Raw genomic sequence first — 21,823 nt, 5'->3', positions numbered from 1 at the left:
ATAGTCGAACGTATTTTGCTGAACATTCGCCCGACCGATAGAGTCGCCCGATACGCGTACAACCATAAGGACATACACAATGCGAAGCCGCCTCACGCTCCTCTGCGCCGCGCTCGCGCTCGCTGCCTGCACGTCGCAGCCCCGTTCAGCGCAACAGGACGCCGGGACGCTTTCTGCGCAACCCTCGGTCTTCGCGCAAGCGGGCGCCGCCGCACACGGCCGTCCGGTGAAAGTCATGATCGTGACGATGTTCGCGCCCGAAGCGAAGACATGGCTCGATCGTCTCGGTCCCTGGGAGTCCGTGACAATCGCGGGCCTCTCACCGGACTATCCCGAAGTGCGATGCAATGCCGACGACGTCTGCGTGATGACGACCGGCATAGGCCATGCGAATGCCGCCGCTTCGATGATGGCCCTCGCCTTCGCGCCGCAGTTCGACCTGCGCAAGACTTACTTTCTCATCGCGGGCATTGCGGGTGTGAACCCCGAGCATGGCACGATCGGCTCGGCGGCCTGGTCGGACTGGCTCGTCGATTTCGGCCTGCAGTGGGAGATCGACGGAGATGACCGCCCGCGCGGCTGGCGCACCGGCTATCTCGGCATCAATACGAAAAGCCCCGGCGACAAGCCCGCGCTCGACTACCGCACCGAAGTGTTCCGCCTGAACCCGCGGCTCACCTCTGCCGCCTGGGCGATCTCGCGGGACGTGAGGCTCGCCGATAGCCCGCAGGCCCAGGCCGCTCGCGCGAAATATGCTTACGCTCCCGCCAACCGGCCGCCCACGGTGATCCGCTGCGATTCGGTCGCCGACGATACCTGGTGGTCGGGCAAGGCGCTCGGCGCGAGGGCGAGCGAGTTCACGCGCCAGTTGACCGGCGGCCAAGGGGTGTACTGCATGACGCAGCAGGAGGACAACGCCACGTTCGAAGCACTCAGCCGCGCGGCGCGTGCGCAGCGCGTGGACCTCGATCGCGTGGCCGTGCTGCGCGCGGGCTCTGACTTCGATCGTCCGTATGCGGGCGAATCGAATGCGGCGAATTTGCTGAACTATGCGAGCCAGGGCGGCTTTACGCCCGCGTTGGAAAACCTCTATCGCACGGGCCGTCCGCTCGTGCAGACCATCGTCGGGCACTGGGGCAAGTGGCAGGATGGCATTCCTGCATATTCGTCTGCAGCGTCGCCCCGCTAGCCGCATTAGGCCCTGGCCCCGCTTTGCCTCGTTGCATCAAACATCCTTGTAGGAATACAGATGATCGATGCGTGCCGCTACGCGGCATGCATCGCCAATTCGCAAAGCAATTACAGCGCACGATCGTTCATACGCATTGCGCATCGGAATGCGGGTTTTCGGCCGCTGAAATCCTCCTTTGACCGGATAGCTTTATCGCGGCATCTATGCCAGATTAGATTTCACGCATTTCGAGCGCAGCGCAGGGGTCGCGAAGCGATGCGCCATGATTCCACGGGGGACAGCATGCACGTTGACTTATCTCCCCTTCATGCCGTCACGCACATCATGTACGCGAGAGTGCATTCGCGAGCGCACGCGTCATGAATGCCGCCAGCATCGTCGTGCTCGGCGCGGGGCCGGCGGGCGCAGCTGTTGCGCGCTCGCTCGCGGGCCTCGGTTATCGCGTGCAGGTGGTGAGCGACTGGCGCCGCTTCGACGCTGCCGAAGCCTTATCGGCACGCGCGATCGAAGCGCTGCGACGCGCGGGCTTGCATCGCGCAGCCAGTTGCGGCGAAGGGCCGTGCGTGCGCACCACGCTCTGGAACGGCGCGCTGCAAACGCTCGACGCGGAATTTCTCGTCGACCGGCGCGTGTTCGATGCGGCCCTGCGCGAGGACCTGTGCAGCGCGGGCGTGGACATGATCGAGGCGAACGTGCGCTCGCTGCATTCCTCATCCGCGGGTCACGATCTCATGATCGAAACCGCTGATGGACCGCTCACGTTACGCGCGGACTTTCTGGTCGAAGCACGCGGGCGCCTCGCGCCGCTGCTGCGCGACGCCACGCGCGGCCCGCAAACCGTGAGCCTGCTGAACGTGTGGAAGGGCCGCGCGGGCGCAGCAGCCACTGCGGTGGAAAGCCTGCCTGGCGGATGGGCATGGATGGCGCGTCTGGGCGACGGCCGCTGCTACTGGCAATTGACGCTGGACGTCACGAACCCCGAACTGCCGCAGCGCGATGAACTACTCGCGTTTTGCGAGCGCACGCGGCATTCGCCGCTTGCCAGCGACTTCTTCGCGGGCGACGCCGCGAACGATGCACGCCTCTATGCGCGCAGCAGCACCGCAACGCTGTGCGGGCGTACCGGCGGCCACAACTGGTTGCGCGTGGGCGATGCCGCCATGGCCGTCGACCCGCTCGCGGGCAACGGCGTATTCCAGTCGCTCACCTCCGCGTTGCAGGCGCCAGCGGTGATCCACACGCTGCTCGCACTGCCCGAGCGCGCGCCCCTCGCGCTGCGCTTTCACCAGCAGCGCATCGAGCAGTTGTTCATGCGCTTCGCACGCACCGGGCGCGATGTCTATGCGCTCGAACAGCGCTGGACGACGCGGCCATTCTGGCAAACGCGTGTCGCATGGCCCGACGACCGGCCCGCTCACGTTAGCGCCGATTTCAACGAACTGAATGTGGGACGCGCGCCCGTGATCGATGGCGGCATGATTGCCGAAGCGGACGTGGTCGCGAGCCCGGATCAGCCGCTTGGGATATGGCATCTGTGCGATGCCGCGCTTGCGCCTGTGGTTGAAGCGCTGCGGCGCGAGCCCGCTGAGCAGGTGCTCAAGTCGCTCGATGCCGAGCAGGCAAGGATGATTCGGCATTGGCTTGCCATGCAGGATTTTCCTTAGCCTTTTTGTTTCCTTTGGCCAAAGCAGAACGAGAAACCATCGCACTCCTGATCACAATATCACCCAACCGCCTGCGCAACCATCTCAAGCAAAGCCCCGCCGCCGCTGAACCTCGTCCATCTGCGCAACATGACGACGGTGACCGAGGCCCGCGCCGTGGTGTTCGCGCCGGTGCTCGCGCTCGACGCGAAGCCGCCGAGCCTGCCGGACTTGATGATCATTCGGTGAGCCGCGCGCTCGACCGGTTGGGACTCGATACAGAACGCATCGAGGCCTGGCGCGACACGTGAAGCCGTCGCGGCACGCGGCGAAGAATCAGGGAACGAGCATCGCGGTATTAAGTTTCGGCGTAAAATGCGCGTTCGCCGCGCGTCATAAGCGAAATCGTGACGCGTCAGCCGGTTTCGCTGCTTGCCTTCGATCTCGACCACTTCAAGACCATCAACGATCGCTACGGCCACAGGACCGGTGACGAAGTCCTCAAGACGTTCGCGGACGTTGCCCGCAGCGCCATGGGACACGAGGCGATCCTCGCGCGCATAGGCGGTGAAGAGTTCGCCGCCTTGCTGCCAGGCCACGACCGCGTGCGCGCCAAAGCGGTAGGCGAAGCGATCGCAACGCGTTTCGCTCAAACCGCCATGAACAAGGTCGATGGCGTCGTCATACGCGCCACGGTGAGCGTCGGCCTTGCGCAGCATGGTCACGAAGCGTCCACGCTCTCCGACCTGCTGGCCGCCGCGGACGCCGCGCTCTACAGCGCGAAAGCGCTGGGCGGCAACCGGCTGGAAACGCTGGTCCTTTAACGCCTCACGCCACGTCCGGCATTCCCGCCCGTCAGCCATTTGTAGGCTACGCGCATTCTTTTTGCTAGCCCTCTTGGGCCCGCCCTATCCGGTCGCGGGCGCAATCGCGTCAAGCGGTAAGGGGGCACAATGGCAACGATCGACACGCGGATCCGGGCGGCAATTTCCGCCGGACTGATTTTCCTCCTCGTGGCTTGCGGCGGCGGTGGCGGTGGCGGCGGAGGCGGTGGCTCGGGTACCGGCACGAGCACGCCGCCGGGCGGCGTCAAACTGCAGGTCGTCTCGTTCGGCGACAGCCTTTCCGACGTCGGAACCTACGCGCCGCTTGCAAGCGCCGTGGGGGGCGGGCGTTTCACGACGAACCCGGGTCAGGTCTGGTCCCAGGACGTCGCGCAATATTATGGGGACACCCTGAACGCCGCATACACGGTCGGTCTCGATCACAAGCTGAGCGCGCAAGGCGGCTTCGGCTACGCAGAGGGCGGCTCGACGGTCGCCACGCCGGCCAACCAGTACGACTTCCTCTCGGACGTGATCGGCAACATCGAAATGCCGGTCAATCAGCAGGTGTCGAGCTACATCTCCGCTCACGGCACCTTCAACTCCGGTCAGCTCGTGCTGGTCTGGGCAGGCGCAAACGACGTGCTGCGCGCCGGCAACCCGCCAACGGCCAACACGGTCGTGCAGACTGCCGCCACGACGCTCGCACAGGTCGTCGGGCAGATCGTGCAGGCCGGCGCCACTCATGTCGTGGTAATCAACGTGCCGAACATCGGCCTCTCACCCAAGGGCATCACCTCGGCCGACGGCGGCGCGAACCTGACCCAGCTCTCGCAGCTCTTCAACTCGACGTTGAATGGCGCGTTGCAGACGGATGGCCTGCAGGGCAAAGTCATCGAAGTCAACTCCTACACCTGGATCACGCAGCTCGTCGCGAACTTCCAGACCAACGGATTTACCGTGTCGAATACGGCCCAGGCGTGCGACCCTTCGAGAACGCCGGATAACACATCGCTGCTCTGCTCGCCCGCCACCTACATCTCGGCCCATGCCGACCAGACCTATATGTTCGCCGATGACCTCCACCCGACCACGCGCATGCATTCGCTGTTCGCGCAGTACGTCGAGCAGCAGATCGCGGCGAGCGGTCTGGGGCATTGAGTGCTCAATTCAAGCGACCGCGCGGGTATGGGCGCGGTCGCTTGTGAAGTCCTCAAGATTCCTGATGATCCGCGGCGCCCGGGATAGCACTTTCGACGCGCTATAGTTGCTCGACGCGAGCAGCACTTCGTAACCCGCACGCGTTTGGCGGCGCGATCCTGGGGGAACTGCGGAGGGGACAAGAGCGCCCCGCCCCGATTGTCGCGCCCAGTTGAACGCAGCATCGCGTTCCAGCCACTTTATCCACGCACGCGCCGACCGCATACTTCGTGACGTAGCCTCCACCGACCCGTCAACGCCATGCTAAACAGGGACGCCATTCGCTCCGGTGCGTTTCTCGAGAGTTTCAGCCATCTGCCGCCGGAAATTCTCTGGACGCAGGCCCAGATCGCCCAGTCGCTCGCCGATACGATGGCGAAGCGCCCCGCCGGCGAAGAGGTGTGGGTGTTCGGCTACGGTTCGCTCATGTGGAATCCGCTCTCGCATTTCGACCGGCGCGCGTACGCGACGCTGCACGGCTGGCGCCGGAGCTTTTGCATTCGCCTGTTCGGCGGGCGCGGCACGCCGCAGCGCCCCGGCCGCATGCTCGCGCTGGAGCGCGGCGGCCATACGCAAGGCGTGGTGCTGCGGCTCGACGCCGCCACGCTCGACGAAGAACTGCACATTCTCTGGACCCGCGAGATGCTGACGGGCGCCTACACGCCGGCCTGGACCACCGTGACGCTCGCCACGGGCGAGACGCGGCACGCCCTCGCCTTCGTGGCGAACACCTGCCCGCGACAATACGAGGCCGATTCGAGCCCCGCGACTGCCGCGCGTGCGATCGCCCAGGCGCACGGGCCGCTCGGCAGCAACGCGGAATATGTGTTCCAGCTCAGGCAGGCGCTTGCGGACTCCGCGATGACGGACGCCTACATCGAGGAAGTAGCGCAAGCCCTCGAACGCTTCGAAACGACGTCTTAAGCGAGCCTCGCGAGACCGGTCACCATCTGAACGACGCCGAACGCGGCAATCGCAACGGCGGAAAACATGGAGACGCCGCGCGTGAACGCGAGCGGCAGTTTCTTACGCAACGCGGACGTCACGCCGCTCAGGAACAACCACCACACAGCCGAACCCGCGAACACGCCCGTCACCATAGTCGCCATCAGCGCCACCGAAAAGCCTCCCGGCGCGCCGTGCTCGCCTGGCATGGCCGGCAGGGGCCCGAGCGCGGCAAACGCAGCGATGAACGAAAAAATGGTCAGGGGGTTCGAGAGCGTCAGCGCAAACGTCGTGAGGAAATCCCGCGTGACAGGGCTGCGCTGGGTCTCCTGTACGGCGGCCGGCGCGCTGGGCGACTCGCGCGCGATGGTCCACGCCATCCACACCAGAAACGCCCCGCCCGCCGCCTTCAACACCACCGTCAGCATCGGCAGCGCCGTCACGATGCCGGCTACGCCGAGCGCGCCGAGCAAGCCGTAAAACGCATCCGCGCAGGCCGCGCCAATGCCCGTCGCGAAGCCGGAGTAAAAACCGCGGCTCAGGCTGCGCTGGATGCACAGCATGCCGATGGCCCCGACCGGTGCGGCGATGCAAAAGCCCATCGCCACGGCTTTGACGAACAACATGTCCCCTCTCCCCGCAATGCATGTCCTATAGGGGACTATCGTAGACGGCGCAGATTATCCGCAGAAGGTGAGATTTAAGGGAAAATCGGCTTTTCACCTTAAATAATCGCCATGATGGACGACCTGGACTGGAAAGTACTGGCGCTACTGCAGGACAACGGCCGCATGACCTACACCGAGCTTGCGCGCCGGGTGCATCTCTCCGTGCCGGCGGTTACGGAGCGCGTGAGACGTCTCGAAGAGGCAGGCGTGATCGAAGGCTACACGGCGCGCGTGAATCCGGCCGCCGCGGGCTATCCGATCTCGGCCCTGATCGGCATTACGGTGCCCCAATCCGCAAAGGCGAAGTTTCTGAAGCTGCTCGCCACGATTGCCGAAGTGCTCGAATGCCATCACGTGACTGGCGCTGACTCCTATGTCATTCGCCTCGTCGCGACGAGCGTGGCCGACCTGGAGCGCCTGATCCAGCGCATCAACCTCTACGGCGAGACGCGCACGTCCATCGTCATGTCCACGCCGCTCGCCGCACGTGCGCTCGCGCGGCCCCAGGGCAATCCGGTGAGCGCGACCGGGCCGCGCGGCAACGCCTAGCCGCGACGCCCCAGGGTCCTTAGAGCGAACGCTCGATCGCCTGCCCCAGCAGTTCCACGCCGAGGTCGATCTCCTGCTCGCTCACGGTCAGCGGCGGCGCGATGCGGAACACGCCGCCCATGCCCGGCAACTGCACGATGTTCATGCTGAGCCCGAGCTTCATGCACTCGCGCGTGATGTTCGCGCCAAGGCCGTCGGCGGGCTCCTTCGTGCGGCGGTCCTTGACGATCTCGAGACCGAGCAGCAGCCCGCGCCCGCGAATGTCGCCGATGCATTCGAAGCGCTCCATGAGGCCGAGCAGAGCGCGCCGCAAGCGCTCGCCCATGATGTTTGCGCGCGCAACGAGACCGTCGCGCTCCACGACGTCCAGCACCCGCAGGCCGACTGCAGCAGGAAGCGGATCGGACACATGCGTCGTGTAGAACAGGAAGCCCCGTTCGTGCGCGGCTTCCTCGATCCGCGCGGACGTGACCACGGCCGCGAGCGGCAAGCCGGCGCCCAGCGTTTTCGAGAGCGTGATGCAGTCTAGTCGGCGCTCTGGCTTTATAGAATCGAATAGTTCTTATGCAAGCTAGAAGAGAGACTAATATCGTGAGCCGTCCGCTGGAAATCGATCTGCTGCCTTCATTCGCGGTCATCGCCGAGGTGCGTTCGCTAAGCCGTGCCGCCGAACGCGTGGGCCGCACCTAGTCGGCGCTGAGTCAGCAGATCTAGCGGCTCGAGGAGATGGTCGATCAGCCGTTGTTTCAGCGCACCGTCCGCGGCGTTGCGCTGACGAGCCCCGGCGAGCGCCTGCTGGTGCACGCCCAGCGCATTCTGCGCCTGCACGACGAGGCCATGGCCGACCTGTGCGGCACAGGCTTGTCGGTCTATCAAGACTGACCGCGCACTCCGAAGTCACGAAGCGGTACGGGGCGCGCAAGGAAACGTTCGTGATTCGCTGAGGCGTGCGCCTCAAAGCTTGGGATGGCACTCGAAGCGGATGATGGAGGCCTGCTGCTGCAGCGCCTCGAGGCCTTCTGTGTGCTCCATGCCGAGGCTCGTTTGCATGCCGCGGCTCTCGCAGTACTCGTTGGCCTCGCTTACCGCGCGCTTGTGCGCGCGCGCCCACGCGAGGCGCCCGCCCGTGGCGGACGCCGAAACGATGTAGGTGCCCGGATTACCCGCCGTGGTGATGTCGCCAGCCGATGCGCAGCCCGCCAGCACCGCGCAGGCTGCGGCAAGCGATACGGCGAGCTTGTGCGAGGACCGGCTTGCCACGCCCGCAAGCCTGACGGCCCCCTTGAAAATGTGCTCCATGTGAATCCCTCTCACGATCGAGCGTCGCAATACGCTCGCATGAGTGTGGATTGTAGGGTCACCCTATCGAAAGTCTATGCCCATAGGTTGAATTCACTGTTACTGCCAGAAATACAATCGCGGCCAGGTTCAGGCCGGCACGCCCTCGATGTCGCGCCCGGAGCGTCCCCACGCCACCACGACGCCGAGACCGAGCACCGCGAGGCACACGATCGGTACGATCATCGGCCCGAACGCGGTGCCCGTGAGCTTGCCCGCCAGCGGCATGAGGTTCTGGCCGAAGAAGCCGCCGAGATTGCCGATCGAGTTGATCGCCGCGACGCTCGCCGCCGCCCGCGCGCCGGTGAAGTAGCGCGGCGGCATCGACCAGAAGCACGGATACAACAGCGGAATGCACGCGCCGCCGAACACGAGCGCGACGAAACGCAGCGGCGTGGAAGGCAGGAGTAGACTCAGCAGGAAACCCAGCGTGCCGAGCGCCGCGACGATCGCCATCGCACGCAGAATGCTATTCGCGCGGCGCAGCTTCGACGGCAGCCACAGCAGCAGCAGCACTGCCAGCGCCCACGGCAGCATGCTCAACAGCCCGTTCACGCTGCTCGACACGCCAAACGACTTCACGAGCGTGGGCAGCCAGTAGGTCACGCCGTAGAGCGACGTCGACATCAGCATATAGGTCGCCGCGAACAGCATCACGCGCGGATCGAGCAGCGCCTTCCAGGGCTGCGAGTGTTCGGCGTGCTGGGGCTTCTCGCGCTCGTGCGCGGCCGCCACGGTCTGCTTTTCGCGCGCGTTCAGAAAGCGCGCTTCCTGGTACGACGCCGGCAGCAGTCTGAACACGGCGATGCCGACCAGCACGGCAGGCAGGCCAGTGGCGATGAACACCCACTGCCAGCCGGCGAGGCCCCATACGCCATTGAGGCTCAGCAGCCAGCCGCCCACGAGCGAGCCCAGCATATTGGCGAGCGCGCTGCCAAGCGTGAAGATGCCGAGCACACGCGCACGATAGCTTTGCGGAAACCACAGCGTGAGGTAGTAGATCACGCCGGGATAGAAGCCGGCTTCCGCTATGCCCAGCGCGAGGCGCAGGCCGCAGAACACCTGCATCGACGTGGTGAAGCCCATCAGCACCGTGATCACGCCCCAGGTGAGCATGATGCGCGCGAGCCAGACACGCGCGCCGAAGCGGTGCAGCGCGAGCGTGCTGGGCACTTCGAACAGCAGGTAACCGATGAAGAACAGCGACGACGCAAGGCCGAACGCCGTTTCGGTCATGTCGAGGCTGTGCACCATTTGCAGCTTCGCGAAGCCGACGTTTTGCCGGTCGATGAACGAAATCAGAAACATCACGACGAGGATCGGCATGAGGCGGCGCGCGATCTTCGACATGACATCCCGCTCTTCGACGGATTGTTGATCGACGGTTGAGTCTGTATTCACTCTGTTCTCCTACGTTTATTTATGTCTATGCGTATGTCTACGACGGACGGAAATCCCCGAGCATCGCCACGAACATGTCGTTCCATGTACGCGGCTTCGCCTTGATAGTGCCCACCATGTACAGAAAGTCCACGTACTCCATCAACTGCTCGGGCCAGACCGAAAAGCGCGACTCCGGCGCAGAGAGCGTCTGCACTACGTGCTCGCGCGACGCGCCGAAGCCCGACGAATCGACATAGACCTGCGCCGCGGCCGCCTTGTCCTGCGCGATCATCCGGTTCGCCTCGTCGAGCGCGTGAAGGAATGCCTTTGCCAGCGCGGGCTCGGTGTCGACGAGGCGCTTGGGTGCGAACACCACGTCGAGCGTGAGCGGCCCGAGCACGTCGACCGAATTGACCACGCGGTGGATGCCCGGCTGCTGCAATTCGAGCGTCGAAAATGGCGGCGACGCGAAATGCGCGGTGATGCCGCCCTCGCGCCGGATCAGCGACCGCATGGCCTGCGGATGCGGCAGGCCGACGGTGATCGAATCGAGCTGGGCGAAGTGCTGCGGCCCCAGCAGCTTGCTCGCCACCATTTGCAGCACGACGGCCGAAAGCGAGGTGCGAATGCCCGGCACGGCAATGCGGTCGGCGCTCGTGAAGTCACGCAGCGTCGCGATCTGCTGCCGGTTCGTGTTGAGCGAGAGCGCCGTGGCCGAAAGACCGCTGATGCCGATCACCTCGACGTTCGGTATGCCGCGCGCCCGCGCCCACAGTTCGATGAAGCCGGGCGCGCCCACGGCGGCGAAGTCGAGCGTACCGGCCATCATGGCGTCGTCGACGGAATTGCCGCCGTCGAGCCTCACCCATTCCACGCTCACGTCCGCGAGCCCCTGGCGGGCCGCATGACGCTCGAAGAGCCGCGCCTTTTCCATCACGAGCAGCGGCAGATACAGCAGGCCATAGCCCTTCGAAATGCGCACCGTGCGCGGCGTGGCCCGGACCCAGGCAGGGGCGAGCCCCGCGGCAACGGCCGCCGCGCCAAGCCCGGCCGCAACGAGCGCGCGCCGACGCGGTGAAGGCCGCGGCGACTTCACGCGCATCTTGCCGTCTCCGTTGGTTCGTGTCGTAATCACGTCGCTCTACCTTCCATGGTTCGCGAGATTACCGGGCGAGTCTGAGAAAATGCTGAGAAACACACACAGTAGACCTCGGGGAAAACCCGCAATCGCACCCATGAAGATTTCGGCAGGAACGGCATCATGCGCATTCTGGTGGTAGAGGACGACGCCGAAATCGGCGCGGCGGTCCGCAGCCGCCTCACGCGCCTCGGTCACGCGGTGGACCTCGAAGCGAATGGCGCCACGGCGAACAGCCTGCTCGGCGTGGAGCGCTTCGATCTGGTCGTGCTCGACGTGATGCTTCCCGCCATGGACGGCTTCGAGATTCTGCGCCATTTGCGTGCGTCGGGCTCGACCACGCCGGTGCTGCTTCTCACCGCACGCTCGGCCATCGACGACCGCGTGAGCGGCCTCGGCCTCGGCGCCGACGACTACCTCGTCAAGCCGTTCGACTACCGCGAACTCGAAGCGCGCGTGCAGGCGCTCCTGCGCCGCAACAGCGGGCACGCGAACGATGTGGTGAGGCTGGGCGGTCTCGCCATCGACCGCAGCAGCCGGCTTGCCGAACTCGACGGCAAACCGCTTTCGCTCTCGCGCCAGGAATTCGCGCTGCTAGAAATCCTCGCCAGCCGTCCGCAACGCATCTTCCCGAAGGAAGAGCTGCTGAACCAGTTGTTCAGCTACGGCAACGAGCCGAGCGCGAACGCCGTCGAACAATACGTCACGCGCGTACGCAAGAAGCTGCAAGGCAGTTCAGTCGAAATCCGCACGGCGCGCGGCATGGGATATCAAATTGCCGCGCTTTGACTGGTTCCCGAAAACGCTGCTCGGGCGCACGCTGCTCTTCATCGCGCTCGTCGTGGCTTCGGGCGCGGCGGCGCTCGCGGGCATCGCACGCTATTACGCGGGCGTCGCGTCCGAGCGCGCCTACGATCAGCTGCTTGCGGGCGCGACCATCCAGGTCGCTGAAAACCTCTACGTGCAGGGCGGCGTGCTCGCGCTCAATCCGCCGGTGGCCGCGCTCTCCACGCTCTCGCGCTATGACGTCGTCTACTACAAAGTGGTCGACGCGCGCGGCCTGGTCGTCGCGGGCTATGGCGACCTTCCCGGTCCGGCCGATACGAAGAGCGCGATGAGCGCGCGCCAGGGTCCGACGTTCGCGAACGCCCGCTACCAGGGTGAGCGCGTGCGCACGGCGACCATCGGGCGCTACATGCCGGACGCACGGCCGCCCGGCTGGGCCCTCGTCACGGTCGCGCAGACCACGCATGCGCGCCAGCAACTCACGAACGACATGAGCCTCAAGGTCTGGACGCTCATTTTGCTGATGAGCGTGCTCGCCATCGGCGCGAGCGGCCTGGCGATCCGGCGCGGCCTGCGTCCGCTCGCGCAGATCGAGCAGATCATCGCCGCACGCGACCCGGCGGACCTGCGGCCCGTGGCGCACGACACGCCGAGCGAAATCAACGCGCTGATCGGCGCCATCAACGGGCTGATCGGCCGCCTCGCGGAACGCATGACGGCCATGCAGCGCTTTATCGCCGACGCCGCTCATCAGATGCGCACGCCGATCGCGCGGCTCGACGCGCAGATCGAATTGCTGAGCGCCGAGTCCGATCCCGCGCGCCACGCCGCGCGCCTTGAAGCCTTGCGCGCCACCTGCTCGGACGTGGGCCGGCTCACCGGCCAGTTGCTCAATCACGCGATGGTGATTCATCGCACCGAAATGGTCCCGCTGCAGCGCGTGGACCTCGCGAAGCTCGCGAGAGAGGTGCTGGGCCGCACCATTCCGCTCGCCGGCGAACGCGACGTGAGAGTGGCGTTCGAAAGCAGCGCGCCGCAGGTCTGGATCGCGGGCGACCCTGTGAGCCTGCAGGAAGCGCTGTCGAACGTGCTGCACAACGCGTTGCTGCACGGCAAGGCGGACGATATCGTCGTCAACGTGAGCGCCTCGCAGGAAGCCATCACGCTGACCGTGACCGACAACGGTCAAGGCATCGCGCGCGAACACTGGGACGCCGCGTTGCGCCCGTTCGAGCGCATCGGCCAGGAAGGCGCGGAGCGCACGACCGGCTCCGGCCTTGGGCTCGCGATCGTGCAAGCGGTCATGAAGGCACACGGCGGGCGCGTGAACTTTGCGTTTCCCGCCGAGCGCGGGTTCGCCGTGGTTCTGACGTTTCCTCCTACTGAAGGCGAAACGCCGACGGCCACGCAACTGTGAACGCCTCGCGAAAGCGTTGGAGCGCGAGTTCGTCGCCGCACGCGGTGCATCAGTGCCCTGCAGGATGCGCCCGCGCATACATGCGCAATGCGAGCCAGCATACTGCAGCCCCAAGACCACCCACCACGCCGCCGAAACTGCCGAGCCACGACACGCCGAAGTCATTGGCAATATGGTTGCCGAGCAGCGCGCCCGCGCCGATCCCCACGTTATAGAGACCGGAATAGATCGAGACCGCGAGGTCCGCGGCCTCGGGCGCGAGCTTGAGCACCCATGCCTGCATGGCAAGGCCGAAGGAAACGATCGCGCCGCCCCACACCAGCGTGTGAACGGACAACGTGACGATGCTCAGCACGGCGGGAAACTGCACGAGCAGGCACACGCACACGGCGATCACAGCCACTTGGAGGAACTGCGCCGGATCGCGCGGATAAAGGCGATTGAAGAATACTGCCGCGGGAATGCCGGCACTGCCGAACAGAATCAGGATATAGGTGATGCGTTGACTGCTTTCGTGGCCCACGGAGTGAATGAAGGGCTCGATATACGTATACGACGTGAAGTGCGCGGTAACGACGAGTATCGTGAGCAGATAAAGCGAAGCCAGCATCGGCTTTCTGAACAACACGGGCACGCTGCTGAACGAGCCCGTTTGCTGGCTCGGCAGCAAGGGCAGCATCACGCGCAGCATGAGCAACGCGAATGCCGCCGCGCCCGCAATGACGAAAAAAGTCTGCCGCCAGCCCAGCGTCTCGCCAATCACGCGCCCCAGCGGTATGCCCGCCACCATCGCGATCGAGGTGCCCATGCCGAGCGCGGCGAGCGCCCGGCTCTTGTTGCCGGGCGGCGCGAGCCTCACCACCAGCGAGACGGAAATCGACCAGAAGACCGCGTGCGCAAAGGCAATGCCGATCCGCCCCACCATCAGCACCGTGAAGTTCCACGCCACGCCGGTCACGATGTGGCTGACGACGAAGAGCGCGAATATCCACGTCAGCAGCTTGCGGCGTTCGACGTTGCGGGTCAGCAGCATCAGCGGCAGCGACGCCACGGCTACCGTCCACGCGTAGATCGTCAGCATGAGGCCGACGTCGGTCGGCTTCATGTTCAGACTGTCGCCGATGGCGCTAAGCAACGCAACCGGCACGAATTCGGTCGTGTTGAAAATGAAGGCCGAAAGCGCCAATACGAGCACGCCCCACCAGGATTGGCCGGAAGAGACCGGTTCAGGCGTCGACATACGAGAGAGACGGGAATCGATAAAGCGCGATTATCGCGTATCGCGCGGCATGCGATCCCTGAAGCGTACAGGGCCTCTTCTGGCCCCCGCCGCAAGCGGCGCGGGCCGAGTCCGCTCGGTTCACGGCTGCGGGTGCCGTCTTCGGGCATGCAGCCCGAACGCATACGCGAGCACAGCGGAAACGAGCAGCGTCGCGCTGACGAAATACAGCCCCAGCGAATAGTCGCCGCTCAAATCGCGCAGCCGGCCGATCACCATCGGCCCGATCGTGCCGCCGATGAGGCTGCCCATCGCGTTGATGATCGCAATGCCCGCGGCGGCAGCGGAACCAGAGAGAAACTGCGTAGGCATGCTCCAGAGCGGCGGCTTCGCCGCGTTGATGCCGAAGTTCGCGATCGAGAGCCCAATGATCAGCACAAAGGCGTTCGCGGCGTGTCCGGACATCAGCATGCCGATACCGGCCGCGAGACACGCAATCGCAACGTGCAGGCGGCGTTCGTTCGCGCGGTCCGAATTGCGCGCCCAGAGCACCATCGTCACCACCGCGAACAGATTCGGAATCGCGTTCACGAGACCCAGTTCGAAGTAGCTGAAGCCGAAGTGGTGGATGATCATCGGCGCCCAGATGCCGATGGCGTACAGCCCGGTCGACGTGCCCGCATAGACGAGCGCGAGCAGCAGCACGCGCGGGTCCTTCACGGCGCCCCACACGCTCGACTTGCTCTGTGCCGCCTTCGCTTCTCGCTCGCGCCGCATTTCGCCGCTCAGCCACTGCCGCTCGGCGGGCGCGAGCCATTGCGCGTCCTCGGGCCTGTCCGTCAGGTAGAAGTAGGAAACGATGCCGAGCAGCACAGTCGGCGCGCCTTCGACGAGGAAAAGCCACTGCCAGCCGTGCAGACGCGCCACGCCCTCGAGGCTCATGAGCGCACCCGAAATGGGCGAGCCGATCATGTTCGAGAGGGGCGCGGCGGTCATGAACATGGCCGTGACGAAGGCGCGATGGCGCGCGGGAAACCAGAAGCTCAGGTAGAGAATGATGCCGGGAAAGAAACCCGCTTCGGCGAGACCGAGCACGAAGCGCAGCGTATAGAAGCTGTACGGGCCCGTGACGAACGCCGTGGCCGCGGAAAGCAGACCCCATGCCACCATCAGCAATGCGATCCATCTACGTGCGCCGACGCGCTGCAACGCGAGGTTGGACGGCATGCCGGCCGCAATATAGCCAACGAAGAAAATCCCCGCGCCAACGCCGAACATGGCCTGCGTGAGCCCGATGTCATGATTCATCGTGAGCCCGGCGAAGCCGACGTTCACGCGATTCAGAAAGCTCAGGAAATACAGGATGATGATGAACGGGGTGATACGTCGTGAGACTTTGCGCACGACGCTGGGCTCCAGCGCGGCGGCGTCCTGCGGATGGACTGCGGCAATGTTCATGGGTGTCTCCGTATGGGCGCACTTGCCGCGCGTGGCAGCGAGTGCGCCCTTGTGCCGTTGCGTGCGTTGCACGAACGGTCTGGTTATGAATGAGGAGCTGACTGCGAAGTGATCAGCCGCGCTGCTGTTGCGCCGGAAGATCGATACGGCACCACGGTTGCGCGGCCCAGTGTTTCGCCTCGAATGCGTCGATCGCTTCCTGCTGGCGCAGCGTCATGCCGATCATGTCGAGCCCTTCCACGAGCATCTGCTTCTGGCGCGGCGGCAGCGAGAACGCGTAGCGCTTGCCCGAAGGCGCGATCACGACTTCGTTTTCGACATCGATCGACACGTGCTTGTCGTCGCCGCTCGCAATTTCTGCGACCAGCGCCTCGACCTGTTCCGGCGAAAGCGTGACGAGGAGCAGGCGGTTGTTCGTCGAATTGAAGTAGAAGATCTCGCCATAGCTCGGCGCGATCACGGCTTCGAAACCCGCCTGCTGCAGGCCCCACACGGCGTGTTCGCGGCTCGATCCGCAGCCGAAGTTCGAGCCGCCGATCAGCACCTTCGCGCCACGATATTCGGCGCGATTGAGCACGAACGTCTCACGCGCGCGGCTGTCGGCATCGAAACGCAGGTCGTACAGCAGCCCCCGCGCGAGTCCCGATTTGTCGATGCCGAGCAGAAACTGCTTGGGCATGATCTGGTCGGTATCGAGGTTGTTGACCGGCAGCGGCGCGGCAACGCCCGAGATCATGAACGGCTTAGCCATGTGCAAGCTCCTTGCGAATGTCGACGATGCGGCCCGCAATCGCGGCGGCAGCGGCCATCGCGGGGCTCATCAAATGTGTTTTGCTGTCGCGCCCCTGGCGCCCCTCGAAATTGCGGTTCGTCGTCGACGCGCAGCGCTCGCCCGGCGCGAGCACGTCATCGTTCATCGCGAGACACATCGAGCAGCCCGGCTGACGCCATTCGAACCCCGCGTCGATCAGCACTTGCGCAATGCCTTCGCGCTCGGCCTGGTCGCGCACCATGCCCGAGCCCGGCACGACCATCGCGCGCACCGTCGCGGCCACCTTGCGGCCGCGCACGACCTGGGCCACGGCGCGCAAATCCTCGATGCGCGCGTTCGTGCAGGAGCCGATGAACACGCGGTCGATGGGCGTGCCCTCGATCGGCGCGCCTGCGGCAAGGCCGATGTAATCGAGCGACTTGTGCAGCGTCGCGGCGTCGAGACCCGCGCCTTCGGCTGCCTCGGGAATGCGGCCGTCAACCGGCACCGCCTGGTCCGGGCTCGTCCCCCATGTCACGTAAGGGGCGACGCGCGCGGCGTCGAAGCGATGCTCGATATCGACATGCGCGTCGTCATCGGAGCGCAGTTGCGACCACGCGCTGCACGCTGCGTCGAGCGTCTTCGCGTTGAGGTCGCGGACCTTGCTGGCGACGTAATCGAGCGTCGTGCGGTCTGGCGCGATCAGCGCGGCGCGCGCGCCCGCCTCCACGGTCATGTTGCAAAGGGTCATGCGCGCCTCGGCGGACAGTCCGGCGATCGCTGCGCCCGCATATTCGACGGCGTAGCCGCGCGCGCCCTGCGCGCCAATCTTCGCAATGATGTGCAGCACGAGATCCTTCGATGTCGTTCCCGCGGGCAGCACGCCGTCCACCACGATGCGCATGTCCTTCGCGACGCGATACACGAGCGTCTGCGTCGCCAATACGTGCTCGACTTCCGAGGTGCCGATGCCGAAGCCGAGCGCGCCCAGTGCGCCGTAAGTCGTCGTGTGGCTGTCGCCGCACAGCACGACCATGCCGGGTCGAATCAGGCCGATCTCGGGCGCAACCACATGCTCGATGCCCTGCATGGGGTCGTGGATATCGAACAGATGAATTCCCTGCTCCACGCAGTTGCGCGTGAAATTTGCGGCCTGCTTCGCGGCATCGACGATCTCGATCGTGCGCGCGGCCACGGGCACCGGCTTGCTCGGAATTACGTGATCGACCACGCCCATCTGCTGGCGCGGACGGCGCACGCGCAGGCCCTTCTCACGCAGCCCCGCGAACGCTTGCGGGCTCGTGTACTCGTTCATGATGTGCAGATCGGCGTAGAGCAGAACGTGCTCGGCGTCGATGATCGATACGGTGTGCGAATCAACCAGTTTTTGGTAAAGCGTTTGTGAGGACATGATGAAGCCCGACTGAAAAATGACAAACGAACGGATCAGCGCTGGAGAAACGGCAGCACGCCCTCGAGGAGCAACTGGGGCGCTTCTTCCGCAAGGTAGTGGCCGCACGGCAGCGCCTCGCCACTCACGCCGGCGTTCCAGCTACGCCACTCGGCCAGCGGATCGAAGCACTGGCCAACCGTGCCGTGCGCGCCCCACAACGCGAGGAACGGGCACTCGATGCGCTTGCCAGCGGCCAGATCCGCGCGGTCGTGTTCGAGGTCGATGGTGATCGACGCCCGATAGTCCTCGCAGATGCCGTGTGCCGTCGCCGGGTCCGAGAGGCAGCGCAAATACTCCGCGTAGGCCTCCGACGCGAATGGCGCGAGCCCTGCGCTGCGCGCGCCCATGGTCTGCTTCAGATACAGATCGGGGTCGGCGCGGATCAGCGTTTCCGGAAACGGCGCCGGGCGCACGAGAAAGAACCAGTGCCAGTAAGCGCGCGCGAATTCGAACGACGTCTGCTCGTACATCGCAACGGTTGGGGCAACGTCGAGCGTGACGAGCTGCGTGACCGCGTCCGGATGATCGATCGCCATGCGCGCGGCGACGCGTCCGCCGCGGTCATGTCCCATGACCGCGAACGACGGGAAGCCGAGGCCGCGCATGAGCGCCACCTGGTCGAGCGCCATGCGGCGCTTCGCGTAGTTGGCGTGGTCGGGCGTGCCCTGCGGTTTGCCGCTGTCGCCGTAGCCGCGCAGGTCGGCGGCAATTACCGTGAAATTCTCCGCGAGCGTTGGCGCCACCTTGTGCCAGATGGCGTGCGTTTGCGGATGGCCGTGCAGGAGCAGCAGCGCGGGGCCGCGTCCGCCCTTGATTGCGTGAATGCGAACGCCTTCGATGTCTGCTGAAGCGTCTGTGAAACCGTCGAACATGCTTGTCTCCCGAGGTTGCATGCAGTCTAATTGATGCCTTCAGCGATTGGGTTTCCGCGAAAGCAATCCGGTCGTAACTTCCAGGAACGAATCACGCTAGGCAACGGGAGCGGGCAATGGACGCGTTTTCCGATCTGAATCTCTTCGCACTCGTGGCGCGCAACCGCAACCTGGCGGCGGCGGCACGCGAGCTGGGGGTCACGCCGCCCGCCGTGAGCAAGCGGCTCGCGCAACTGGAGCAGCGCCTTGGCGTGCGGCTCGTGAACCGCACCACGCGGCGTCTGTCTCTCACGCCGGAAGGCGAGCTTTATCTCGCGAACGGCTCGCGCATCCTCGACGAACTCTCGGAACTGGAGCAACTCGTCACGCGCAGCCGCGGCGAACCGGCCGGCTTGCTGCGCGTGAACGCGTCGTTTGGTTTTGGCCGCGCGCATGTCGCGCCCGCGGTGTCCGCTTACGTCGAGCGATTTCCGTCGATGAAAATTCAGCTGCAATTGACGGAGCGGCCACTCAGTCTTCAGGAAGAAGGCTTCGATCTCGGCATCCGCTTCGGCGAGGTGCCCGACGCGCGCATCAACGCGCGCTTGCTGCTGAAGAACCGGCGCATCGTGTGTGCGTCGCCGGCGTATTTGAAGCAGCACGGCAAGCCGTCGGCGCCGCACGATCTGACGCGCCACGCCTGCATCGTGCTGCGCGAAAACGACTCGGCATACGGAACCTGGCACTTCTCGCGCGGCAAGCGCACGGAAACCGTGAAGGTCGACGGCGCGCTGTCGAGCAACGACGGCAGCACCGTGCTGCGCTGGGCGCTCGACGGGCGCGGCATCGTCGTGCGTTCGCAGTGGGAAATCGGCGAGGCGATCGAGCGCGGCGCGCTAGTGCCGCTGCTTGCGGATTGGGCGCTGCCGAACGCCGATATCCACGCGATCTATCTCGAGCGCAACAAGCTCTCCGCGAAGCTGCGCAGTTTTGTCGATTTTCTCGGCGACTATCTGCGCGATGCGGTCGGCGCCGCGGTGGCTTAGCCGCGCGCGGCGGCGTTGAGACTCACAAGCCGTCTGCATACATCCGCAACGCCGGGCGGGTTTCAGGGCGCACAGCTTCGCGTCATCGCTCAGGCGTTCTCTCTATACTGACCCGCGTGCCGCCTGCCCCTTTCCGTGACGTGCAGGCACCGGCACGTTCCACCCGCATCGCCCATCCCTGGACGCCGCCACGCAGCGCCGCGCGAAGCGCGACCGCGCGCGCCGACGCGCCGGCGTCTGCCCGCTTTGTGATGCTGTAAAAGAAACTGGAGAGTTTCCATGAGCACCTTCACCACCCGCGATGGCACGTCGATCTATTACAAGGATTGGGGCAGCGGCAAGCCCGTCGTTTTCTCCCACGGCTGGCCGCTGACCGCCGACGCCTGGGACGCTCAAATGCTCTTTCTCGTGCAAAACGGCTTTCGCACCATCGCGCACGACCGCCGCGGCCACGGCCGCTCCGAACAGCCCGCCAAGGGCAACGACATGGACACCTGGGCCGACGACCTGGCCGAGCTGCTCGACAAGCTCGACGTGCAGGACGCCACGCTCGTTGGCCACTCCACGGGCGGCGGCGAAGTCGCGCGCTACATCGGCCGCCACGGCACGAAGCGCGTCTCGGGCGCGGTGCTGATCGGCGCGGTGCCGCCCATCATGATCAAGAGCGAGAAGAACCCGGGCGGCCTGCCCAAGGATGTGTTCGACGGCATCCGCAAGGGCGTGATCGACGACCGCTCGCAGTTCTTCAAGGACCTGGCCGTCCCGTTCTACGGCTACAACCGCAGCGGCGCGAAGGTCTCGCAGGGCGTGATCGACTCGTTCTGGCAGCAGGGCATGTGGGGTGGCATCCTCGCGCTGCATGACTGCGTGCACGAGTTCTCCGAAGTCGATTACACGGAAGACCTCGAGAAGTTCGACGTGCCCACGCTGATCCTGCACGGCGACGACGACCAGATCGTGCCGATCGACGACGCGGGCAAGCTCTCCGCGAAGATCGTCAAGGACGCGACGCTCAAGATCTATCCGGGCGGCCCGCACGGCATGTGCACGACCATGGCCGGTCAGGTCAACGCCGACTTGCTCGCGTTCCTCAACCGCAAGTAACGTGGCGGCGCGCGGCGTGAGCGTTCAGCGCGCGCACGCCGTGAGCGCCTCGACGTATTGCGCCTGCCACGCCGGGTCTTGCGCGAACGCCGCGAGATCCGCGTGCAGATCGTTGGCGTAGGCCGCCACGCACGCGTGGTTGTTCGCCTCCACGGCGCGCGGCATCACCAGAATCGCCGCCACCACGCCGCTTACCGCCAGCGCGGCGATTGCCACGCCGATGACCCAACGCGAGGCGTCTTCCGCCGTCCCTTTAAGCGCCGCTTCGTTCATCGTCCTTCTCCTTATTAATTAGCAAGACAATCATTCGAGTTTTAAAAAAGGCGCGGACGCCTTACGCGAGTCCCTTGCGTATCTTGCGCATGCCGCTAACCGTAGACTCGAAGAGGTCCGGCCCCACTTGCGCACGCAGGCGCCGCGCGACTTCGGCGCTCGCGCCGTTGATCGGACCGTCGAGCGCCGTGCCGCCCGCCGTGGGAAAGAGTCCCCATTCGCGGCCATCGGCCTCGCCCTGGCGGCGCTCGAGCAAGTCCTTCTCGCACAGGTTGTCGACGAGACGCGTCGCCGTGGGCCGAGCGATGCCGAGCGTTTGCGCGACGTCGCTCGCGAGGCACCCCGGCTTCGCCAGCACGACGCGCAGCACGAAGCCTTGCGCGGGCGTGAGGCCGAACGGCGCATAAGCGGCGCTCCATTCGCGCTCGACGAGCCGCGCGAGGGCCGACGAATTGAAGTAAAGGCAGTGATCGAACATGGCAGCAATGAAACCACGAATTGATTAGCAAGGCAACCATTACGAACGACTCTGGCAAGCCTCGGCGGACAAAATTCTTATATAAGACTCGACGATTCGCTTCTCTT

20 protein-coding genes and 3 pseudogenes are annotated in these 21,823 nt (G+C 65.3%); 11 read left to right on the top strand and 12 right to left on the bottom strand.

Going from position 1 to position 21,823, the window contains the following annotated elements:
* Window positions 1-79: 79 nt before the first annotated feature.
* From M3I53_RS25290 to M3I53_RS25270, 5 genes and pseudogenes are all read left to right on the top strand, one after another.
* Window positions 80-1,189 carry a purine nucleoside permease gene (locus M3I53_RS25290; protein WP_254318570.1) on the top strand — a complete coding sequence of 370 codons (1,110 nt, stop codon included), beginning with the start codon at window positions 80-82 and terminating at the stop codon, window positions 1,187-1,189.
* A gap of 362 nt (window positions 1,190-1,551) precedes the next feature.
* Entirely contained in the window at window positions 1,552-2,856 is a 1,305-nt protein-coding gene (locus M3I53_RS25285; RefSeq protein ID WP_254318569.1) for an NAD(P)/FAD-dependent oxidoreductase, read from the top strand.
* Between the two features lie 368 nt (window positions 2,857-3,224).
* Window positions 3,225-3,659, top strand: a pseudogene (locus tag M3I53_RS25280) (GGDEF domain-containing protein); the annotation flags it as partial.
* Between the two features lie 129 nt (window positions 3,660-3,788).
* On the top strand, window positions 3,789-4,820 hold the full coding sequence (locus M3I53_RS25275; protein ID WP_254318568.1) for an SGNH/GDSL hydrolase family protein: 1,032 nt from the start codon (window positions 3,789-3,791) through the stop codon (window positions 4,818-4,820).
* 300 nt (window positions 4,821-5,120) lie between these two features.
* The gene (locus tag M3I53_RS25270; protein ID WP_254318567.1) at window positions 5,121-5,783 is read left to right on the top strand and encodes a gamma-glutamylcyclotransferase; all 663 of its coding nucleotides are present in this window, start codon (window positions 5,121-5,123) and stop codon (window positions 5,781-5,783) included.
* On the opposite strand, the gene M3I53_RS25265 is transcribed toward M3I53_RS25270, so the two are convergent.
* The gene (locus M3I53_RS25265) at window positions 5,780-6,430 is read right to left on the bottom strand and encodes a LysE family translocator (protein WP_254318566.1); all 651 of its coding nucleotides are present in this window, start codon (window positions 6,428-6,430) and stop codon (window positions 5,780-5,782) included. The genes M3I53_RS25270 and M3I53_RS25265 overlap by 4 nt on opposite strands.
* A 114-nt stretch (window positions 6,431-6,544) precedes the next feature.
* Here M3I53_RS25265 and M3I53_RS25260 point away from each other — a divergent pair, with 114 nt between their 5' ends.
* A complete protein-coding gene (locus M3I53_RS25260) occupies window positions 6,545-7,021 on the top strand; it encodes an Lrp/AsnC family transcriptional regulator (RefSeq protein WP_254318622.1) in 477 nt (158 codons plus the stop codon).
* Between the two features lie 19 nt (window positions 7,022-7,040).
* Here the strand turns inward: M3I53_RS25260 and M3I53_RS25255 are convergent.
* Window positions 7,041-7,547, bottom strand: a pseudogene (locus tag M3I53_RS25255) (aminotransferase class III-fold pyridoxal phosphate-dependent enzyme); the annotation flags it as partial.
* A 65-nt stretch (window positions 7,548-7,612) separates the two neighbouring features.
* On the opposite strand from M3I53_RS25255, the pseudogene M3I53_RS25250 reads away from it, so the two are divergent.
* Window positions 7,613-7,888, top strand: a pseudogene (locus M3I53_RS25250) (LysR family transcriptional regulator); the annotation flags it as partial.
* Between the two features lie 87 nt (window positions 7,889-7,975).
* Here M3I53_RS25250 and M3I53_RS25245 read toward each other — a convergent pair.
* The 3 genes from M3I53_RS25245 to M3I53_RS25235 all read right to left on the bottom strand — a co-directional run bounded on the left by M3I53_RS25245 (window position 7,976) and on the right by M3I53_RS25235 (window position 10,844).
* Complete coding sequence (locus M3I53_RS25245; RefSeq protein WP_254318565.1) at window positions 7,976-8,320, bottom strand: hypothetical protein; 345 nt, start codon at window positions 8,318-8,320, stop codon at window positions 7,976-7,978.
* A 129-nt stretch (window positions 8,321-8,449) separates the two neighbouring features.
* Window positions 8,450-9,709, bottom strand: coding sequence for an MFS transporter (locus M3I53_RS25240; protein ID WP_302057842.1), 1,260 nt, complete (start codon window positions 9,707-9,709; stop codon window positions 8,450-8,452).
* Window positions 9,710-9,797: 88 nt separating this feature from the next.
* Entirely contained in the window at window positions 9,798-10,844 is a 1,047-nt protein-coding gene (locus tag M3I53_RS25235) for an ABC transporter substrate-binding protein (RefSeq protein ID WP_254318621.1), read from the bottom strand.
* A gap of 159 nt (window positions 10,845-11,003) precedes the next feature.
* Here M3I53_RS25235 and M3I53_RS25230 point away from each other — a divergent pair, with 159 nt between their 5' ends.
* A complete protein-coding gene (locus M3I53_RS25230; protein ID WP_254318563.1) occupies window positions 11,004-11,669 on the top strand; it encodes a response regulator transcription factor in 666 nt (221 codons plus the stop codon).
* Window positions 11,656-13,083, top strand: coding sequence for a sensor histidine kinase (locus M3I53_RS25225; protein WP_254318562.1), 1,428 nt, complete (start codon window positions 11,656-11,658; stop codon window positions 13,081-13,083). Before M3I53_RS25230 ends, M3I53_RS25225 begins: the two co-directional genes overlap by 14 nt.
* Before the next feature lie 49 nt (window positions 13,084-13,132).
* Here M3I53_RS25225 and M3I53_RS25220 read toward each other — a convergent pair whose 3' ends face one another.
* The 5 genes from M3I53_RS25220 to M3I53_RS25200 all read right to left on the bottom strand — a co-directional run bounded on the left by M3I53_RS25220 (window position 13,133) and on the right by M3I53_RS25200 (window position 18,836).
* Complete coding sequence (locus M3I53_RS25220; protein ID WP_254318561.1) at window positions 13,133-14,323, bottom strand: sugar transporter; 1,191 nt, start codon at window positions 14,321-14,323, stop codon at window positions 13,133-13,135.
* Window positions 14,324-14,443: 120 nt separating this feature from the next.
* Complete coding sequence (locus tag M3I53_RS25215) at window positions 14,444-15,760, bottom strand: MFS transporter (protein ID WP_254318560.1); 1,317 nt, start codon at window positions 15,758-15,760, stop codon at window positions 14,444-14,446.
* A 112-nt stretch (window positions 15,761-15,872) separates the two neighbouring features.
* Window positions 15,873-16,511, bottom strand: a complete 639-nt coding sequence (gene leuD / locus M3I53_RS25210) for a 3-isopropylmalate dehydratase small subunit (protein WP_254318559.1) — start codon at window positions 16,509-16,511, stop codon at window positions 15,873-15,875.
* A complete protein-coding gene (gene leuC, locus M3I53_RS25205; RefSeq protein WP_254318558.1) occupies window positions 16,504-17,922 on the bottom strand; it encodes a 3-isopropylmalate dehydratase large subunit in 1,419 nt (472 codons plus the stop codon). Before leuC ends, leuD begins: the two co-directional genes overlap by 8 nt.
* Window positions 17,923-17,957: 35 nt before the next feature.
* The gene (locus tag M3I53_RS25200) at window positions 17,958-18,836 is read right to left on the bottom strand and encodes an alpha/beta fold hydrolase (protein ID WP_254318557.1); all 879 of its coding nucleotides are present in this window, start codon (window positions 18,834-18,836) and stop codon (window positions 17,958-17,960) included.
* Window positions 18,837-18,952: 116 nt separating this feature from the next.
* Here M3I53_RS25200 and M3I53_RS25195 point away from each other — a divergent pair, with 116 nt between their 5' ends.
* Both M3I53_RS25195 and M3I53_RS25190 read left to right on the top strand, forming a co-directional pair.
* A complete protein-coding gene (locus M3I53_RS25195; RefSeq protein ID WP_254318556.1) occupies window positions 18,953-19,861 on the top strand; it encodes a LysR family transcriptional regulator in 909 nt (302 codons plus the stop codon).
* Window positions 19,862-20,140: 279 nt separating this feature from the next.
* On the top strand, window positions 20,141-20,965 hold the full coding sequence (locus M3I53_RS25190; protein ID WP_254318555.1) for an alpha/beta fold hydrolase: 825 nt from the start codon (window positions 20,141-20,143) through the stop codon (window positions 20,963-20,965).
* Window positions 20,966-20,989: 24 nt separating this feature from the next.
* Here M3I53_RS25190 and M3I53_RS25185 read toward each other — a convergent pair whose 3' ends face one another.
* Complete coding sequence (locus tag M3I53_RS25185; protein WP_254318554.1) at window positions 20,990-21,238, bottom strand: hypothetical protein; 249 nt, start codon at window positions 21,236-21,238, stop codon at window positions 20,990-20,992.
* 61 nt (window positions 21,239-21,299) lie between these two features.
* On the bottom strand, window positions 21,300-21,716 hold the full coding sequence (locus tag M3I53_RS25180) for a MarR family winged helix-turn-helix transcriptional regulator (RefSeq protein WP_254318553.1): 417 nt from the start codon (window positions 21,714-21,716) through the stop codon (window positions 21,300-21,302).
* Window positions 21,717-21,823 lie beyond the last annotated feature (107 nt).

The organism is Paraburkholderia sp. CNPSo 3272 (assembly GCF_024206495.1).
Taxonomy (GTDB): domain Bacteria; phylum Pseudomonadota; class Gammaproteobacteria; order Burkholderiales; family Burkholderiaceae; genus Paraburkholderia.
Note: the sequence above shows the minus strand (reverse complement) of the source record. Positions and strands in the feature narration are given on the sequence as shown.

Excerpts from the sequence above, each read along its gene's own strand:
- M3I53_RS25290 (WP_254318570.1), top strand. The coding sequence starts at position 80 with ATGCGAAGCCGCCTCACGCTCCTCTGCGCCGCGCTCGCGCTCGCTGCC.
- M3I53_RS25285 (WP_254318569.1), top strand. The coding sequence starts at position 1,552 with ATGAATGCCGCCAGCATCGTCGTGCTCGGCGCGGGGCCGGCGGGCGCA.
- M3I53_RS25275 (WP_254318568.1), top strand. The coding sequence starts at position 3,789 with ATGGCAACGATCGACACGCGGATCCGGGCGGCAATTTCCGCCGGACTG.
- M3I53_RS25270 (WP_254318567.1), top strand. The coding sequence starts at position 5,121 with ATGCTAAACAGGGACGCCATTCGCTCCGGTGCGTTTCTCGAGAGTTTC.
- M3I53_RS25265 (WP_254318566.1), bottom strand. The coding sequence starts at position 6,430 with ATGTTGTTCGTCAAAGCCGTGGCGATGGGCTTTTGCATCGCCGCACCG.
- M3I53_RS25260 (WP_254318622.1), top strand. The coding sequence starts at position 6,545 with ATGGACGACCTGGACTGGAAAGTACTGGCGCTACTGCAGGACAACGGC.
- M3I53_RS25245 (WP_254318565.1), bottom strand. The coding sequence starts at position 8,320 with ATGGAGCACATTTTCAAGGGGGCCGTCAGGCTTGCGGGCGTGGCAAGC.
- M3I53_RS25240 (WP_302057842.1), bottom strand. The coding sequence starts at position 9,709 with ATGTCGAAGATCGCGCGCCGCCTCATGCCGATCCTCGTCGTGATGTTT.
- M3I53_RS25235 (WP_254318621.1), bottom strand. The coding sequence starts at position 10,844 with ATGCGCGTGAAGTCGCCGCGGCCTTCACCGCGTCGGCGCGCGCTCGTT.
- M3I53_RS25230 (WP_254318563.1), top strand. The coding sequence starts at position 11,004 with ATGCGCATTCTGGTGGTAGAGGACGACGCCGAAATCGGCGCGGCGGTC.
- M3I53_RS25220 (WP_254318561.1), bottom strand. The coding sequence starts at position 14,323 with ATGTCGACGCCTGAACCGGTCTCTTCCGGCCAATCCTGGTGGGGCGTG.
- M3I53_RS25215 (WP_254318560.1), bottom strand. The coding sequence starts at position 15,760 with ATGAACATTGCCGCAGTCCATCCGCAGGACGCCGCCGCGCTGGAGCCC.
- leuD (WP_254318559.1), bottom strand. The coding sequence starts at position 16,511 with ATGGCTAAGCCGTTCATGATCTCGGGCGTTGCCGCGCCGCTGCCGGTC.
- leuC (WP_254318558.1), bottom strand. The coding sequence starts at position 17,922 with ATGTCCTCACAAACGCTTTACCAAAAACTGGTTGATTCGCACACCGTA.
- M3I53_RS25200 (WP_254318557.1), bottom strand. The coding sequence starts at position 18,836 with ATGTTCGACGGTTTCACAGACGCTTCAGCAGACATCGAAGGCGTTCGC.
- M3I53_RS25195 (WP_254318556.1), top strand. The coding sequence starts at position 18,953 with ATGGACGCGTTTTCCGATCTGAATCTCTTCGCACTCGTGGCGCGCAAC.
- M3I53_RS25190 (WP_254318555.1), top strand. The coding sequence starts at position 20,141 with ATGAGCACCTTCACCACCCGCGATGGCACGTCGATCTATTACAAGGAT.
- M3I53_RS25185 (WP_254318554.1), bottom strand. The coding sequence starts at position 21,238 with ATGAACGAAGCGGCGCTTAAAGGGACGGCGGAAGACGCCTCGCGTTGG.
- M3I53_RS25180 (WP_254318553.1), bottom strand. The coding sequence starts at position 21,716 with ATGTTCGATCACTGCCTTTACTTCAATTCGTCGGCCCTCGCGCGGCTC.